Genomic DNA, 15,546 nt, shown 5'->3' on the forward strand with positions numbered 1-15,546 from the left:
AAAAACTCCTTTCTGCGAGAAGCAAAAGGAGGCGCGACTGAAAAAGACAGAAAAACCCAACCACAAATAAACGTAGTTGGGTGCAATAATCGGTCAAAATTTCAAGACATTTCCCTGCGCCAGTCCTAACTGTTTCAGGTTCCATGGGTATAATCTCAGCTAATAGCACCCCAAATGTTTCTCTTCAATTGGCTTTAGTATAGCATAGTTTTTTGGAAGCGACTACTAAAATTGCCAAAGAGTTTTCCCACAAAAACAGAAAAAACGTCATGCCCAAAAAGTTCGATTTTTTGGGCATGACGTTTTTCATACTCTCGTTTGTCTTATTTTTTAGAATCCTGGCATTCCTTTGGTGTATTTACCTAAAGTTGCTTCGGTTTCTTTTTCAATTTTTACTAACGCATCGTTGACAGCCATAATGACTAAATCTTGTAACATATCAACGTCTTCAGGATCAACCACGTCTTCTTTAATGGTCAAATCTTTCATTGTGCGATCACCAGTAAAGGTCGCTGTCACAAGTTGATTGGTTGCTTCACCGATAAATTCTTTTTCATTTAGCGCTTCTTGCGCTTTAGCCATTTCTTTTTGCATTTTTTGTACTTGTTTCATCATGCCTTGCATGTTGCCCATTCCTCGCATCATAATTCCTCTACTCCTTCGTATTAATCATCTAGTACTTCGACAAGCTCTTCACCAAACATAGCGATTGCTTCATCTACTACTGGATTTTCTTGTGAATGTTCATTTGTTACAGGCGGTTCGTCCGCTAGACGAGCCATTTCATTTTCAGGTTCAGAATGATTCAAACTGCCCTGATTTTGGTTAATAAAACTTTGTCTTAGTTTTGGCCAGCTTTCTCTAGTAATGCAGACCATCTCTGGTGTATAGTCCATCAAACGGCTTAAATTATTATTGAAAGCTAACTGCATCTCTTCATCGTCTGTTGCACGAGCACAAACAATCTCATAGTCAAATGCCACCACGATCCCCTTAGGACTTGCTGCGACAGGTTCACTAGCCTTTAGCATCGCTCGTTGAGTCACAGATAATGTTTGCAGTAAGTCTTCCCAAACATTTTTCACATTCATTAAATGTGTTCTAGTCGCTTCGTTTAAGACTTGATATACGCGTTCTGTGGGTACGCGGAACGAACTTTTTGGCGCTTGTGGTCGTGCTTGTTGACGTGGCGCATCTGCTTCTTTGACAGCTACACCGTGTTTCTTTAATTCAGCCAGTTCTTTCTTCAGTTGCCCGATTTGATTTTGTAAATCTGCTAATTCTGGATTTCCCTCTGCACTACCACCTTGATTAGTTGTTTCTGGCGTGTTGTGTTTATTAGATTGCACCGTTTTAGCTAATTTGACAGTGGCTACTTCCAGATAGATATTCGCATTGTTGGTAAAGCGGATCTCATTTTGTGTGTCACTTAAAATTTGGATTAGTTGATATATTTTTTCAGCAGGTGTTTGTGTAGCTAGTTCCTTAAATGCTTCTGTCAAAGTTCCTGCTTTTTCTGCTAATAACTTCGGTGCTTGCTGATACATCAGCAAATCTCGACAATATAATAACAAATCTTCTAAGAAACGGCGCGCTTCTTTACCTTCGCCTAAAATACTTTCCAAGCCTTCTAATGCTCGTTCAACATCACCGGCGACACAACACTGAATATAATGATCCATCATTTCATAGGTTAGGCTGCCTGTCACTTGCATTGCATCTTCCAGTGTTACTTTTTCATCACTAAATGAAATCGTTTGATCCAAGATACTCAAGGCATCTCGCATCCCACCTTCCGCAGCACGTCCAATCACATAAAGGGCTTGTTCCTCATAATCGAGAGCCATTTCCTGCATGATATGGGCCATATGATCGACGATATCTTGCGTACTAATTCGCTTAAAATCAAAGCGTTGCGTCCGTGAGATAATCGTTAACGGAATCTTGTGTGGTTCAGTCGTTGCTAAGATAAAAATAACATTTTGTGGCGGTTCTTCCAAGGTTTTTAAAAGTGCATTGAACGCGCCTGTTGATAGCATATGAACTTCATCAATAATATAAACTTTGTACTCGGCTTGTGTCGGTGCATACTTTGCTTTATCACGAATATCACGGATTTCTTCCACGCCATTATTACTCGCCGCATCAATTTCAATGACATCATTTAAACGACCTTCCGTAATGGCTACACAGGTTTCACAAACATTACAAGGTTCACCATCTTGACTATGTTTACAGTTAATCGCTTTAGCAAAAATTTTTGCGGCACTGGTTTTACCTGTACCACGAGGGCCAGTAAATAAATAGGCATGAGATGTTTTCTTTTGCACTATCGCATTTTTCAGTGTCTGAGTAATTGCTTTTTGTCCTACTACGTCATCGAAACGTTGTGAACGCCAGACCCGATAAAGTGCTTGATAAGCCATTTTTTACCCTCCCTTATTTTTCATTCTTATCTATTATACGTGATTTTTAGTCATTCGGCATCTTTTTTCTTTTAATGAGTCACTGGCGCAACCATTGCTAAAAAAGCCGCTTTTCCTTCACTTGTTTCTGCAAACGCACTGGCTTCTTTTAATCGCTGTTGATACGCTGAAGCGACAGTTTCAAGTGCCTGCGTTTTCTGGTTGTTCCAAGTCGTTAAACCTTGGACTTCTGCTAACGTTAACGAAGGCTTTGCTTGAGGTCGACTAAAAATTAAGTCCATGACATATAAAAGTTCTTTTCGTCGGGCAACGATTTGTATCTCATCCGTTGGCAGTTTTAGCATTTGCCATTGCTCAAAAATATCATTTGCGGCTTGGGCAACTTCTGACGCATTCGGTCCCTCTAGGCGAAATGTCGCAACTGGCCAATTCACCATTCCTGCGTTGATTAAAGGATAGTTAGCTAACTCAACATATTCTGAAATGCTCGCTTCGGCTAATGGAAATTGTTGCAAACCCGTTTGATAATAGACATGCTCATCTTGTTCAAAGTCAGCATCAATCCCAGCAAAATAATGAGGAAAGACCTCAACAATTTTCAACAATTGCTGAAAAGTCTTAATTGAACGTTTCGCTGCCTGATGTTTTTCAAACGCAATCACACCTTGTTGCTGATATTGTGCCTGTTTTACAAAGGAAAACCCCCAGCTTTCGCCATCTAAGTTCATTCGAATCACTCGATGGTTCGTAGTCGCAGGAAATTGCTGACTTCCCTGGTAGCCTTCTGTTGCCATGCACCATTCACAGCGGGGATAGCTTTGTGCAGAGAGCGTTGCTTTTGGCGCCTCACCGTGGACCTTATTTGCTAAAAAATCACCATAGACTGTTGAAAAAACAACAGGTTCTTCCTGTTCAATGACCGTACCGTTTTTTTGACAAAGTTGGTAAAAATACTCGGTAGCCTCTTGTGGCTCTTTGGCATAATGCTGTGCAAAAAAAGCATTAACCACAGAAGGTGGCGGTGTCAACAAATCCATCAATTGCACCATGAACTGTTCTTTTTGTTGCTCTGTTTTTACAAGTTGGTTGGCACTCGCAATTTGACACAATTGTTCCGCCAAATCAGCGGCGGGTGTTGCCACAGGCCGTATGTCTACTTCGCCTAATTCTTGTTCACCAATCATTGATAATAAACGGTTCTGAAGATATAAGCGATCCAATTCCATCCAACCACCTGCTTGAATAGCAAATGTGGTAAAATCGGCAATCATTTGACTCGTGGTCATCGATTCATTCCTCCTATTACTTTTCTTGATACCCATGTGGATGAGCTTGGTGCCATTGCCAAGCGGTGGCGATAATATCCTTGACCTCAGTTACTTCTGGTTGCCAGCCTAAAACTCGTTTGGCTTTTTCACTAGAAGCAATTAACGTACTAGGATCCCCTGCTCGGCGTGGGGCGATTGTCGCAGGAATTTCTTGACCTGTCACTTCGCGTGCAGCATCTAACATTTCTTTAACAGAATAGCCGTTGTTGCTACCCAGGTTAAAGACGTCACTTTCGCCGCCATTTTTCAAGTATTCTAAAGCCAAAATATGTGCTGCAATCAAGTCTTCAATATAAACATAATCTCGAATGCACGTGCCATCTGGTGTATCATAATCATCCCCAAAAATACTTAGCTCTGCTCGTTGGCCTAATGCCACTTGTAAAATAATTGGCACAATATGCGTTTCTGGCGTGTGATCCTCACCAATTGAGGCATCTTTTTTTGCTCCTGCAACATTAAAATAACGCAAAGCAACATATTTCATTCCATAAGCGTTGTCGCACCATTTCATGATTTTTTCCATCATTAATTTACTTTCCCCATACGGATTTTTAGGATTCGTTGGGGTTTCTTCTGTAATAGGCATTGCTTTTGGTTCGCCATAAGTGGCCGCTGTGGAAGAAAAAACAATGTGTTTCACCCCGAATTCTTGCATGACTTCCAAGGCAATTTGAGTGCCGTGAACATTGTTATTGAAATACATTAACGGTTTCTCCACGGATTCTCCTACTAAAGAATTGGCCGCAAAGTGCAACACCCCTTCAATTGATTCCTTTTCAAAGACACTACGTAAAAAAGCTTTATCACGAATATCGCCTTCATAGAAAGTCGCTTGTTCATGAACTGCTGAACGATGCCCCGTTAATAAATTATCAACAACAACAACGGCATATCCTTTTGAAATTAATTGATCGACGGCATGTGAGCCAATGTAGCCTGCGCCGCCTAATACTAAAATAGACATAAATACGCTCCTTTTACTCCCTAATTTCTTTTTCTATTGTACCATTAAATAAGGTTTACTTCTGAATTATTTCATTTTGTAAACAGGATTTAATTTGGCCATTTCTCCTTATTCATTTTTCCTATAAAAATACAGAAAAGACTTGGTAAATTTTAACAAATCTCTAAATTAGTCGTAGAGTTTATGAAAAATCATTGTAACTATTGGATTTTTTTGCTTTTTTCCGTCATAATAGAAACAAATACAATTTGAAAGAAGGAATGAACGATGAAAAAATTTGTATCAGGTATGTTAGTCGGTACTGCTATCACAGTTGCTGCTTTAGCCGGTGTGGCTACAACTATTAAAAAAACAGTCATTGATCCAATTGAAGAAAAAGAAGATATGATTGAAGAAAACCGTAAAAAAGCGATGCGTAAACGTATTGCACGTTAAAAAATAGCTGTGACGTTGAGATAAAAAATCTAACGGCAAGAAATCAACAGGAACGCTTCTGGCTTGGTTGATTCTCTTAAGCATAACAAGTGGTCATCCATCAAAGCGATGGATGACCACTTGTTATGCTTTCTTTTTTACCAAAGGAGCTGACTATTTTTCTTAACTATTAAAAATAGTGGCAGCAATCCGATCCATATCGCGCATATTCCAAGGATCCACACCCGGACGAGCTGCAGCGGCTGTTAACCAATGAATCCCTTCTGTTGGAATACCACAACTAAAAAGGCCTGTCGCCACCTGTCCATCTTTTGTGATGACTTGATTCGTGGCAGGCACAATCAAGAGTGCACCTGTTTTGACTATTTGACCATCGGCTAATGCCAGTTGATGGAGCGTAGCTAGCTTATCGGCTAACAACTGCCTCGTTAAAGGATTCAAACTTTTTTCATTATTGACTTTAGGAATGCGCGCTTCAATTAAAAAGTGACTATTATACCGATTTTCCGGAAACAAATTAGCATAAGTAATAAATTGACCCGCTTTCATTTCGACACGCATTTCTGGCCCCAGAATCGTGACTAATCCCAGTTCAACTAACGCCTGTAGCTCTTCTGTTCTTTCAACAGAAGGTCCCACTGACAAAAAGGTATTCAACGGGGTAAACCAATGCCACAACCACTTTTGACTCTCGTCATTCGTTAATAACCCCTCATCCAAAACAAAGCGAATCTGATCTCTTAAATCTTTTAAACTGTCTAAAGCAGTGGTCAAAGGACCGCTAAGATTGCCTTTCTCTGCTTCTTGAATATCCCATTTTAAATACTCTAGTAAAAACGAACGAAAACTTTCATGAGTGGTTTTCTTTGTTTCAGGATGTTCTAACGCTTGCCAATCAAACCAATCTTGTTTTTCAAAGTGGGCTAAGCTTTCCGGCGCTCCCTTGGTTTGAATAAACAGCTGTTGAAAGGCCTCTTTAGAAAGATGCGGATATTTTTCTTCGATTAAGCAAGTGTAATACACATATTCCACTTCTTTTTTTAAATACCAAAAAAACTCTGCACCTGTAACCTGTCCTTTTTTACGACATTCAGCTAAATACGTTTCGGTTAAAAAAACAGGCTGATAGGTTTCCCCGTAACCTTTTTGATTAATCCCTCGAGGATGAGAAGGAAAACCGCGACCAGAACCAGCAATAATAATAGGCTCTCTTCCAGAAGGTTCATAACGTAAGCGGCCATTTTGACGAGAAAAAACACCCCCGCGGCCAATCGTCAAGGCAGATAAATAGTCAAAAAATGCCAAACCTAAGCCTTTTAACACAACGGGTTGTTTTGCGGGTATATTGGCAAGTGCCAATAAAGCATCCGCCGCATTTTTAGGAGAAGAATAAAACAAACGATGCTCCTTGGCGTAGTCCGCAAGCTCTTGTTCAACAGTCGTTAATTCATTTTCTTGGTGACCCAAAGCTAAAATTACTTTGTCTGCCGTAAACTCAATGGATTGGGTGTACACATAATAGTTATTCTCTCCTGCCCGCACAGCAGTTACTGGCTCTTTAAAAAACGTCAGCGATGTTTGTTCGTTACACCGCGTGGCTAAATACGTATAAAACCATTTTTGGTACATGCCATAAAAAGCCCTCGAGCAGTGATCATTCGGTCCAAGGCGATGACATTCTTTCAACAACTCAAGATAATTATAGGGTTGTTGCTGTTGAATGTACTGCGCAGCTTCTGCTTGGGTCCATTCATAGAGAGTGGGGCCCTTGACAATTGGTCCTTCGCCACTAAAAGATTCATCTGTAAATAAAGTGACTTGACTAATCACGGTGTTCATTAATAAATAATTAGGTTGCTCTGCTCGCCAAATTTTCCCACCTGGACCGTATGGATCAAACAACGTGAGCTGAACATTTATTTCCGTTTTACGAGCCCATTCAATGACTCGTTCTGCAGCTGATAAGCCTCTGGGTCCAGCACCTACAATTGCAATTTTCATCCAATCACCTACTCTATTTTTCTAATAATTCTTTTAAGACAACCGCTTGATTATGCACTGTATCTTTCGCCCCATAGACCAGCGTGACTACTGGCTGATTTTTTACAATCGTCTGTAACTGCTTAAACGCTGTGGCAGTTGGCTCATGTTTCAATTCTTCTTGGTATTTTTGTTTAAACTCAGGATATTTATTTGCTTCATGATTAAACCATTTCCGTAGCTCTGTACTTGGGGCCACTTCTTTGAGCCATTCATCTAACTTTTCAGATTCCTTGGATTTTCCTCGTGGCCAAATACGGTCAACTAAAACACGGTAGCCATCTTGCTCTGTCGGTGCTTCATATGCTCGCTTGATTTGAATCATCTGCCTTCACCTCTTCTCTTTATTGTAGCTCAAAAAGTGAGGACTGACAAAAAGCAGCATCTCTATTAAACTTTCCTATACAAAAAGAGTTGGTCTCAATGAAGACCAACTCTTTTTGTTATTAACTATTTCTCTTTTTCACTTTCCCAGTCCAGCCATCATAGCCGCCTTTTAAAATATAAATATCAGTATAGCCATTTTTGCGTAATAAATTAGCTGCTCGGATACTTAAAGCTTTCTTCTGATCATAAAGATAAACAGGTTGATCCTTACGAAGAGAACCAATTGTTGTTTTTAACATGCTGTATGGCATGCTGCGCGCCCCTAAAATATGCCCAGCATCAAATGTATCTTTCTCACGAACGTCAATCACTTGTGCTTTACGCATTGTTTCTTTAAATTCTTCTTCCGTCAGCATTTTTGCTGAACGTTTCACCATAATTTTCAAATATAATTCATTGAATACCATCGCTAGTACAATAACTAGCAAAATGCCATTGATTACCCATAAAATACTCATTCTAAAAAGCCCTCTCTATTTCTCTTTTGAAAATTGTAATGCTAGTGAAGCGGCACCAATGACGCCGGCCTCATTACCTAGCTCTGCTAATTTGATTTTTGTACTATTTCGAACTTGCGGGAAGGTAAATTCTTGGAAATATTTTTCGACACGACTACGTAAAAATTCTCCTGCTGCAGAAACACCTCCACCGATAACCACGCTATCTGGATTTAACGTGTTACCTAAGTTTCCTGTGGCTAAGCCTAAATAGAAACAAACACGATCCACAACCATTAAAGCAAAATGATCGCCTTTTTCAGCAAATTCAAAAACATCTTTACTCGAAACATCTTGTCCATCATCAATCGCTTGTTTCAGTTCAGAGTCACCTGCAAACTCTTCTGATAAATGACGTGCAACACGAACGACACCAGTGGCGCTAGAAACAGTTTCTAAACAGCCACGTTTCCCACAGGTACAGTCAAAGCCGTTAGGATCAACCGTCACATGCCCAACTTCACCAGCACAGCCAGCAACACCGTGGAGCAATTCTCCCGCTGCAACAATGCCTCCGCCAACACCTGTTCCTAAAGTAATAAAAATCACGTCGGGATTGTTTTCCCCCGCGCCCTTCCAACGCTCACCTAAAGCGGCAACATTGGCATCATTATCTAATGCAAACGGAATTCCTAAAGCAGATTCGATTTGTTCTTTGACAGGCTGTACAGTCGTCCAGTTTAAATTATAGGCACCTACAACAGTTCCTTTTTCAATGTCGACACTTCCTGGTGTTCCCATACCAATTCCCACAAAATCTTCTTTTTTCATATTATAAAGATCTATACGGTGACGAATACTTTCAATAATTGATGGCACAATATGCTTGCCATCTTCTAAAATATTCGTTTCAATACTCCATTTTTGTTGAACAACGCCATCGGTTGTTAAAATAGCAAATTTGATGGTCGTTCCACCTAAATCAATCCCAATAATCTTCTTATCCATTTAGTCGATTCCTTTCTGCTTCCCTCTAGATTCTTCTATTCGATGCTCTCTTTGCAAAATATGCCGGGCCTGTAAATACGTATCTCGGTCTACCAATTGACCTTCATACAATTTTTTTAATTCAATCATCATTAACTCAATATCATAAATCCGTGCACCGACATAAATATACATCCCAAACTGTTTAAAAAGTTGTTGTACATCATATAACGTTTCCATACGAAAACACTTCCTTATTATACAGGTAAACCGTATTTTTTAAAACCCAATAACAGACAAATTACGACAAGAAAAATAAAAATTAACGTGGCCATAATTCGCTCGTGCTTATTAAATGCTTCTTCACGATTTGGAACAGCAAAAGCCGTCGCGACTAATAGTCCACCGATTAGACCGCCAACATGACCCATCATATCTACAGAGCTACTAAACAAGTTAAATAACAAATTAATCACAATAAACATTGAATAGCGTTGCACCATATACATAATCGCTGGATTGTCTCTAAAATGGCGTCCTAAAATAACAAATGCGCCAAACAAACCAAAAAGCGCTGTACTAGCACCCGCTGAGACACTGTTGGGTGTCCCAAAGGCAAAACTGGCGATATTTCCAGCAATCCCACTCAATAAATAAATGCCCAAATAGCGCCAATGCCCATAAATTGCCTCAACCTGTGCGCCGATATAATAAAGAGTAACCATATTCAAAATAATATGCATAAACCCAATGTGAAGAAACATTGGCGTGATAAACCGCCAGTATTCATGATTTTGAGCTACCAGTGGACGAACCATTGCCCCCCAATTAACTAAGTTTAAAATATTTTCTGATCCTCCAGTTAATTCCAATCCAAGGAAAACAATGATTGAAATACCTAAAAGGGCATACGTAATGAACGGCTGATTTTTTAGCCGTTTCAATTTCATTTCTGTTTGATAATTCATTCCATTCCTCCTATTGTATAAATAATTGTTCGATTGGCTGATCAAACGCTTCTGGTTGCCATTGCTCATGGAGTTGTTCACTAAAAACTAAACTACATGAATGGCCCGAAAAATGTTCCAAATAACGATCATAAAAACCACCGCCGAAGCCTATTCGATAGCCAGCACGATTGAAAACAATCCCTGGCACAATCAATAAATCAATCGCTGTAGCTGTTATTTCTGCCGCTGTTAACGGAGGTTCTTCCACGCCAAATGCACTGGTGTCATAAACCGTCTCTGGAAAGACTTGATAAAAGTGCATTTTGCCTCCTTTAAATGTTCGCGGCACCGCCACTTGCTTGCTCTCTTGCATGGCCCGCTCGAAAATTGGCTGTGTTGATAATTCTAGCGGTAACGACCGAATCATTCCGATTGTTTGTGCTTGTTGCCATTGCTGACTAGCAAACAACTGTTCATAGAGACTTGATTCTTTATGTTGTTTAATTTCTGGATGTTGTTTTAGCCATTCTAGGGCAGTTAAGCCCACTTTTCTCAACTTGTTTTTCTCCATGTACACCTTCAACCCCTTTTCTGTTAAGTTTATAGAAAGTGTTCTTAAAAAACAAGCTGATTCCCCTTTTCTCTTTGAAAAATTCCGTTATTTTTCTAACGTTTTTGACGCTTCTTTAAAAAAGTCAACAACCAAATCCATTGTTTCTCCTTTCACTAAATGCCGCTCACCGATTTCCGTTATAAATTGCGTATTTCTCGCATACGTTTTCCCAGACACTAATTGTTCAAAATCAGCCATGTCTTCATAGGGAATTTTTTCATCTTCCGTTCCATGCCAAAACAGCATCGGTCGTTCTTGTAGTCTTTCTGGCGTTTGTGATAAATCGTATTGATGTACCCAACTTAGCAACAGTGGCAAGTCTTTAGGTACAAAAATAGCAAATTCTTTCGCCCGTTGAATCACTCGCTGAATATAGCGCGCCGGATAGGGTGTTCCCATTAAGCAAGCAGCAGCTTGAATCTCAGGATGTTGGGTCATAAGAGCGCTAGTAGTAATACCGCCCATGGATACACCACCTACGCCAATCCAATTTTCTTTAATCAACCCTAATTTATGAAAATGATGGATAATTACTGGAAATTCAATTAAATTATATTGAATGCTACTCCAAAATGTAATCGAAGGAATCGTGGAAATAGGTCCTGTTTTTCTTTCTCCATGGTTCATGGCATCTGGTAAAATGACCCGAAACCCCTCGTGTGCTAATTTTCTTGCTTGTGTTAAAGATAATTCTTTAGCTGATTGCCAACCATGATAGTAAACAATTAAAGGTAATGCTTCGTTTTTTTGCTCTTCTGTTGTCACTTCTAATGCTGGAATTTTTGCTATGTAGCGATGTCTAATACTGATTTTCATTCATGATTCCTCCATTATAAAATATCTTCTCTTATTTTACCGTTTTTTGATAAAACCTGCTCTTTATATGATTTATCAAAAAAATCACAAAATATGCGAATTCGCATTTTCCTATTTTATTACTTTCCGTTATAATCATTTTATTAAATACAAAGGGGTGTTTTTATGGTTAAAATTGAGGAAAAAGGTAAAGTAACATTTGGACAAGCTTTTAAAGATTATTTTCGTGGATATGTTGATTTTAAAGGTCGGACCACACGTGCTGGTTATTGGTGGATGACATTGGTATTAAGCATTTTAGCACTTATTTTTTATATTGCCATTGTCGGCAAAGCCGTGTCAGCAATTTTAGCAGCTGAATATTTTGAAACCTATGATTTTGGAAACTTATTACCGTTGATGCTTTTTGCACTTGTTTTATGGTTAGCTTTATTATTACCAACGTGGGCAATGTGTGTCCGTCGGTATCGTGATGCTGGGATGACAGGTTGGGGCGTGCTTGTTTTATATCTACTTTCTATTGCCTGTAGCTATACACAAGTTTTCTCTGTTATGTCAACACTGAAATATGATGTTCAAACAGATACTGTGATAACAGGTGGCAGTCCCGTCTTCTTATTTTTCACTCTTGTGATTAGTCTGTTTTTCTTCTTACTAACAGTCTTACCGACAGATAAACTAACAACAACTAGCCAAAATAGCGTCTTACGCTTCTTCTTCCGTTACAAAGAAGTGAAGTAAGGAAAAGTTTTAAGCCTTTCTTTTAAAAGAAGGGCTTTTTTCTTATTTTAAAATCTTTATGATAAAATAAGAACTAGTCTAGCTAAAAAAATGGAAGGAGAAAATATGGCTACTTTTAAACGGATTCTGAATCTAGAAAATTATATTTTTAGTTTTTTTATTTTATTTGTCTTTTACGGCGCAATTAACTCTCCCTATTCGCTGGTAAAAATTCTTTTGGGAAAGCCTAAGCACTTGCTTGTTTTACTTCCTCTATTAATTATTCTATTGTTGATTATTTATAAAAACAAAAAATTTCTTTACACTAAGATTCAAGCGCTCTGGCACTTAATAAAAACCCATGATCGTGTGGTTATTATTGGTAGTTTGATCAGTTTATTTTTACTGCAACTTTTACTCCTGACGCAGATTACTGTGCCGATTGGTTGGGATGTTTTTGACAACTTTCATAGTATTACCACTGAAAATAAGGATTATTCAAAAATCGTACTTTCTTTAAACCCCAATAACGAATTTTTCTTTTTCATGATGTATTACCTGAATAAATTTTTGCGTTTCATTGATATAACAGGGAGCTGGAGCAATACTTGGTTTAGTTGGCAAGTGGTTAATTGCTTGTTTGTTAATAGCAGTTTATTTCTCTTTTATCATGCCTCTAAACGTGTCTTTAATCCATTAACGGCCTTCGTTGCTTATAGTTTATTTTTTCTTTCTTTCGGATTGTCTCCATGGTTACTAACGCCTTATACAGATACGGCCGTCTTATTGTTCATCAACCTAGTTTTTTTTGCATATAGCCTTTTTGACCAAGTTTCCCCTCCCTTCGTAAAATATTGTTTATTACTGTTTATTGGAATTGGCCTAGCTTGGTGTTTTTTAATGAAACCTTCGTCTATTATCTTTTTTATTGCATTTAGTTGTATCAAATTGCTGCAACTTCTTTTAGTAAATCGGAACAAACAGTCTATCGTAAAATTAACCGTGGTTGCTCTCTTTTTACTGACTGGTTTCGCCAGCGCATATTATAGTTTTCAATTTTTTGTGGAAAAACAAACGATTACGGAAATCGATAAAGAACAAGCCAAACCTTGGACACTTTTTGTAATGATGGGTTTGACTGGAACTGGCGGTTACAATGATGCAGATACACAAGCAGTAAATCAGTTGCCTACACAAGAAGCCAAAAAAGCTTATACCATAAAAATGATTCAAGACCGTTTAAAAAATAAAGGATTCTTCGGTTATCTCCGTTTTCTGGCTCAAAAAAATCGTCATAATACTGCCAATGGTGATTTTGACTGGGGTTGGGATGGCGGTGATTTAATCCCAGAAACACCTTCTAAAAATCGTTGGCAAGAACACTTGCGGTCACTGTATTATCCGCAAAATCCCAAAAGTAACTATCTACGAATTTATATGCATTTTTTCTATTTACTCACATTACTAGGTCTATTGTTCAGTATCCCTCTAAAAGATTCAAAAAATAACTACGCGATTTTGAAATTAGCTTTCATTGGAGCTATTCTGTATTTATTGCTCTTTGAAGGCGGCCGCTCTCGCTATCTAATCCAGTTTATGCCGTTTTGGTACTTGTTATCAGCGAGTGGTTGGCTGGGGTTGAGAGAGAAAATCAATGCAAAAACCATCTGTGAATTAGAATAAGTAGTCACTATGTATTATATAAATAGAAAAAAATAGAGCGGATTTACCGCTCTATTTTTTCTAACATATCACTAGGTTCTTTTTTACTACTTTTTAACATCCTGTTCTAGTACCCAAGACATTAATTCTTTTAATAAAAATGCTTTTTTAGATTTGCTTTGTGTGACATTTTTAATTTCCATCACTGTATATGATTTTCCTTTAAGACTACTTGGAATTGTTTCCCCAGTCTGATATGCACTAGCAGTCTCCAATAACATAACTTTATCCCCAATTTTAATATCAGTCGCTTGTGCATCATCTAAAAATGCTTTTTCGTCGATCCAACCAATATTATCCATGTAATAATATGCACCCTTTTTCCCAGTCACTTTTACTTCTTTATTGATATAATCAGCGCTGACACCAAATCTTGTCACCCCTTTAAACCAAGGGAATTGGTCAACACTGAAACCAGCTCTTTTAACAACCATTGTTTTATTGATAGTCTCAACTTCTTCAAACCCTTTAAAGTCTGTCCAGCCTTTTGTTTGAGGACTATATAAGTAACTTCCCATTTGCTGTGTCAAATCAATAACTCTTCCAGCAAAACTATCAATGCCATTGATTTTAATGTAACCTTTCTTTCCCCAAGGTAATGTATCCACAGTATATTTTACATCTTTTTTCACCATAACTCTTTTATTAATCTCTACCATTTCTTCTTCTCCCTCTGGTTTTGTATTTTGATTTGGATTCCATCCAGTATAATAGCGACTTAAGTCAATGAAAGTAACACCCGTTAAACTGTTAAACGTACTCAATGGATGAGTAGTTACTACAGTTCCATTGTTAGGATATACTCCATCTAATCCGCCAAATGTCGAACCAAAATTAGCTTCACCTGTAATTACTGTATTTCCATCAATACCTAGAACGATACCAGTATGTCCAGCACCTTGTGTATAGTAATTGTTATTCCATGGTGTTATTGAAAATAAAGAAAATGCCTTTGGAATGTTACTCTTTACTAATTTTCCTTTATTTGCATTTAACACAAAATCTACCGTTTGATAACCATTCCCGCTTTGTGTTGGCAAAGTTAAATTAGTACAATTCTTTAAGAACCATGTAGTAAATAGAGTACAATTTGAGTGTGATGATGGCGAACCACCATAAGTTCCATAATAGACACCTGGATAAGACGGCAAATTAGTATCTAAATACTTCTGCATAAATGTTTTTGCTTGATTTTTTGTTAAACCTGTTGCCATTGTTGTTCCTCCTATAAGTTATTCCGTGCGTCCACGGCGAACATATGTTCATGAACCTAGTATAGTTGAATTGACCTGTTTCGTTTTGTCAAATTTCGTACCAACCCAGTCGATAAGCAATTTCATGGATAAATTCTGTATCTCGTCGAGCAATTGTAGACTCGCTCAAAAACGTCTCACAAGCAACAAATTCATTCTTTTTATATGGATAACCATTTTTATATTTTACTAAAAAGATATCCTGTACATCCCTTGTAGAATCAGCTAAGATATCTTCTACCGTTTGTAAAAATAATTTATGAAATGCAATTTGACTGATAGTTATTTTTTCAGTTGGTTGCTCTACAGGGTATTCTAAAAAAGGATTACGATTCATTAACATAACATCCTCGTACTCTTGTAATTTTTTTCAACATGTTGATAATCCCATAATAATTGTCGAATATGTTTTTTTATTCCAGCTTTCATTGTACCTCTCCTCTAACCACTTAGTATTTTATTTGT

Annotated in this window: 17 protein-coding genes and 1 riboswitch; of the genes, 3 read left to right on the forward strand and 14 right to left on the reverse strand. The window is 38.1% G+C overall.

Annotated elements, in window-relative coordinates:
- Positions 1 to 94: 94 nt before the first annotated feature.
- Positions 95 to 183: riboswitch (TPP riboswitch) on the reverse strand.
- A gap of 147 nt (positions 184 to 330) precedes the next feature.
- The 4 genes from IGK86_RS11980 to galE all read right to left on the reverse strand — a co-directional run bounded on the left by IGK86_RS11980 (position 331) and on the right by galE (position 4,721).
- On the reverse strand, positions 331 to 645 hold the full coding sequence (locus tag IGK86_RS11980; RefSeq protein WP_002382484.1) for a YbaB/EbfC family nucleoid-associated protein: 315 nt from the start codon (positions 643 to 645) through the stop codon (positions 331 to 333).
- 20 nt (positions 646 to 665) lie between these two features.
- The gene (gene dnaX, locus IGK86_RS11985; RefSeq protein WP_016616656.1) at positions 666 to 2,426 is read right to left on the reverse strand and encodes a DNA polymerase III subunit gamma/tau; all 1,761 of its coding nucleotides are present in this window, start codon (positions 2,424 to 2,426) and stop codon (positions 666 to 668) included.
- Positions 2,427 to 2,497: 71 nt separating this feature from the next.
- Positions 2,498 to 3,748 carry a UDP-glucose--hexose-1-phosphate uridylyltransferase gene (locus IGK86_RS11990; protein ID WP_016616657.1) on the reverse strand — a complete coding sequence of 417 codons (1,251 nt, stop codon included), beginning with the start codon at positions 3,746 to 3,748 and terminating at the stop codon, positions 2,498 to 2,500.
- Positions 3,729 to 4,721, reverse strand: coding sequence for a UDP-glucose 4-epimerase GalE (galE, locus tag IGK86_RS11995; RefSeq protein WP_002388439.1), 993 nt, complete (start codon positions 4,719 to 4,721; stop codon positions 3,729 to 3,731). Before galE ends, IGK86_RS11990 begins: the two co-directional genes overlap by 20 nt.
- A gap of 267 nt (positions 4,722 to 4,988) precedes the next feature.
- Here galE and IGK86_RS12000 point away from each other — a divergent pair, with 267 nt between their 5' ends.
- Positions 4,989 to 5,156 carry a DUF3042 family protein gene (locus IGK86_RS12000; protein WP_002356337.1) on the forward strand — a complete coding sequence of 56 codons (168 nt, stop codon included), beginning with the start codon at positions 4,989 to 4,991 and terminating at the stop codon, positions 5,154 to 5,156.
- Positions 5,157 to 5,318: 162 nt separating this feature from the next.
- Here IGK86_RS12000 and IGK86_RS12005 read toward each other — a convergent pair whose 3' ends face one another.
- From IGK86_RS12005 to IGK86_RS12040, 8 genes are all read right to left on the reverse strand, one after another.
- Positions 5,319 to 7,157, reverse strand: coding sequence for an FAD/NAD(P)-binding protein (locus tag IGK86_RS12005; protein WP_016617166.1), 1,839 nt, complete (start codon positions 7,155 to 7,157; stop codon positions 5,319 to 5,321).
- Between the two features lie 13 nt (positions 7,158 to 7,170).
- A complete protein-coding gene (locus tag IGK86_RS12010; protein ID WP_002359411.1) occupies positions 7,171 to 7,521 on the reverse strand; it encodes a DUF488 domain-containing protein in 351 nt (116 codons plus the stop codon).
- Between the two features lie 121 nt (positions 7,522 to 7,642).
- The gene (locus IGK86_RS12015; RefSeq protein WP_002356334.1) at positions 7,643 to 8,041 is read right to left on the reverse strand and encodes a rhodanese-like domain-containing protein; all 399 of its coding nucleotides are present in this window, start codon (positions 8,039 to 8,041) and stop codon (positions 7,643 to 7,645) included.
- Between the two features lie 15 nt (positions 8,042 to 8,056).
- Complete coding sequence (locus IGK86_RS12020) at positions 8,057 to 9,028, reverse strand: ROK family glucokinase (protein ID WP_002356333.1); 972 nt, start codon at positions 9,026 to 9,028, stop codon at positions 8,057 to 8,059.
- Positions 9,029 to 9,247 carry a YqgQ family protein gene (locus IGK86_RS12025; RefSeq protein ID WP_002356332.1) on the reverse strand — a complete coding sequence of 73 codons (219 nt, stop codon included), beginning with the start codon at positions 9,245 to 9,247 and terminating at the stop codon, positions 9,029 to 9,031. It lies immediately after the preceding gene.
- Between the two features lie 17 nt (positions 9,248 to 9,264).
- Complete coding sequence (locus IGK86_RS12030) at positions 9,265 to 9,975, reverse strand: rhomboid family intramembrane serine protease (protein WP_002362481.1); 711 nt, start codon at positions 9,973 to 9,975, stop codon at positions 9,265 to 9,267.
- Positions 9,976 to 9,985: 10 nt separating this feature from the next.
- Positions 9,986 to 10,528 (reverse strand): 5-formyltetrahydrofolate cyclo-ligase, encoded by a 543-nt coding sequence (locus tag IGK86_RS12035; protein ID WP_002384041.1) that lies wholly within the window; start codon positions 10,526 to 10,528, stop codon positions 9,986 to 9,988.
- Between the two features lie 87 nt (positions 10,529 to 10,615).
- Positions 10,616 to 11,386 (reverse strand): alpha/beta fold hydrolase, encoded by a 771-nt coding sequence (locus tag IGK86_RS12040; protein ID WP_002356329.1) that lies wholly within the window; start codon positions 11,384 to 11,386, stop codon positions 10,616 to 10,618.
- Positions 11,387 to 11,551: 165 nt separating this feature from the next.
- On the opposite strand from IGK86_RS12040, the gene IGK86_RS12045 reads away from it, so the two are divergent.
- Positions 11,552 to 12,127 carry a DUF805 domain-containing protein gene (locus IGK86_RS12045; RefSeq protein WP_002356327.1) on the forward strand — a complete coding sequence of 192 codons (576 nt, stop codon included), beginning with the start codon at positions 11,552 to 11,554 and terminating at the stop codon, positions 12,125 to 12,127.
- Between the two features lie 90 nt (positions 12,128 to 12,217).
- Complete coding sequence (locus IGK86_RS12050; RefSeq protein ID WP_181042488.1) at positions 12,218 to 13,789, forward strand: hypothetical protein; 1,572 nt, start codon at positions 12,218 to 12,220, stop codon at positions 13,787 to 13,789.
- An 86-nt stretch (positions 13,790 to 13,875) separates the two neighbouring features.
- On the opposite strand, the gene IGK86_RS12055 is transcribed toward IGK86_RS12050, so the two are convergent.
- Positions 13,876 to 15,042: a CHAP domain-containing protein gene (locus IGK86_RS12055; RefSeq protein WP_002410105.1), complete on the reverse strand. Its 1,167-nt coding sequence runs from the start codon at positions 15,040 to 15,042 to the stop codon at positions 13,876 to 13,878.
- 88 nt (positions 15,043 to 15,130) lie between these two features.
- Positions 15,131 to 15,418, reverse strand: a complete 288-nt coding sequence (locus IGK86_RS12060) for a transcriptional regulator (RefSeq protein WP_085407157.1) — start codon at positions 15,416 to 15,418, stop codon at positions 15,131 to 15,133.
- Between the last annotated feature and the right edge of the window lie 128 nt (positions 15,419 to 15,546).

Origin of the sequence: Enterococcus sp. DIV1206 (assembly GCF_051712485.1) — a bacterium.
GTDB classification, from domain to species: Bacteria; Bacillota; Bacilli; order Lactobacillales; family Enterococcaceae; genus Enterococcus; species Enterococcus faecalis.

Excerpts from the sequence above, each read along its gene's own strand:
- IGK86_RS11980 (WP_002382484.1), bottom strand. The coding sequence starts at position 645 with ATGATGCGAGGAATGGGCAACATGCAAGGCATGATGAAACAAGTACAA.
- dnaX (WP_016616656.1), bottom strand. The coding sequence starts at position 2,426 with ATGGCTTATCAAGCACTTTATCGGGTCTGGCGTTCACAACGTTTCGAT.
- IGK86_RS11990 (WP_016616657.1), bottom strand. The coding sequence starts at position 3,748 with ATGGGTATCAAGAAAAGTAATAGGAGGAATGAATCGATGACCACGAGT.
- galE (WP_002388439.1), bottom strand. The coding sequence starts at position 4,721 with ATGTCTATTTTAGTATTAGGCGGCGCAGGCTACATTGGCTCACATGCC.
- IGK86_RS12000 (WP_002356337.1), top strand. The coding sequence starts at position 4,989 with ATGAAAAAATTTGTATCAGGTATGTTAGTCGGTACTGCTATCACAGTT.
- IGK86_RS12005 (WP_016617166.1), bottom strand. The coding sequence starts at position 7,157 with ATGAAAATTGCAATTGTAGGTGCTGGACCCAGAGGCTTATCAGCTGCA.
- IGK86_RS12010 (WP_002359411.1), bottom strand. The coding sequence starts at position 7,521 with ATGATTCAAATCAAGCGAGCATATGAAGCACCGACAGAGCAAGATGGC.
- IGK86_RS12015 (WP_002356334.1), bottom strand. The coding sequence starts at position 8,041 with ATGAGTATTTTATGGGTAATCAATGGCATTTTGCTAGTTATTGTACTA.
- IGK86_RS12020 (WP_002356333.1), bottom strand. The coding sequence starts at position 9,028 with ATGGATAAGAAGATTATTGGGATTGATTTAGGTGGAACGACCATCAAA.
- IGK86_RS12025 (WP_002356332.1), bottom strand. The coding sequence starts at position 9,247 with ATGGAAACGTTATATGATGTACAACAACTTTTTAAACAGTTTGGGATG.
- IGK86_RS12030 (WP_002362481.1), bottom strand. The coding sequence starts at position 9,975 with ATGAATTATCAAACAGAAATGAAATTGAAACGGCTAAAAAATCAGCCG.
- IGK86_RS12035 (WP_002384041.1), bottom strand. The coding sequence starts at position 10,528 with ATGGAGAAAAACAAGTTGAGAAAAGTGGGCTTAACTGCCCTAGAATGG.
- IGK86_RS12040 (WP_002356329.1), bottom strand. The coding sequence starts at position 11,386 with ATGAAAATCAGTATTAGACATCGCTACATAGCAAAAATTCCAGCATTA.
- IGK86_RS12045 (WP_002356327.1), top strand. The coding sequence starts at position 11,552 with ATGGTTAAAATTGAGGAAAAAGGTAAAGTAACATTTGGACAAGCTTTT.
- IGK86_RS12050 (WP_181042488.1), top strand. The coding sequence starts at position 12,218 with ATGGAAGGAGAAAATATGGCTACTTTTAAACGGATTCTGAATCTAGAA.
- IGK86_RS12055 (WP_002410105.1), bottom strand. The coding sequence starts at position 15,042 with ATGGCAACAGGTTTAACAAAAAATCAAGCAAAAACATTTATGCAGAAG.
- IGK86_RS12060 (WP_085407157.1), bottom strand. The coding sequence starts at position 15,418 with ATGAATCGTAATCCTTTTTTAGAATACCCTGTAGAGCAACCAACTGAA.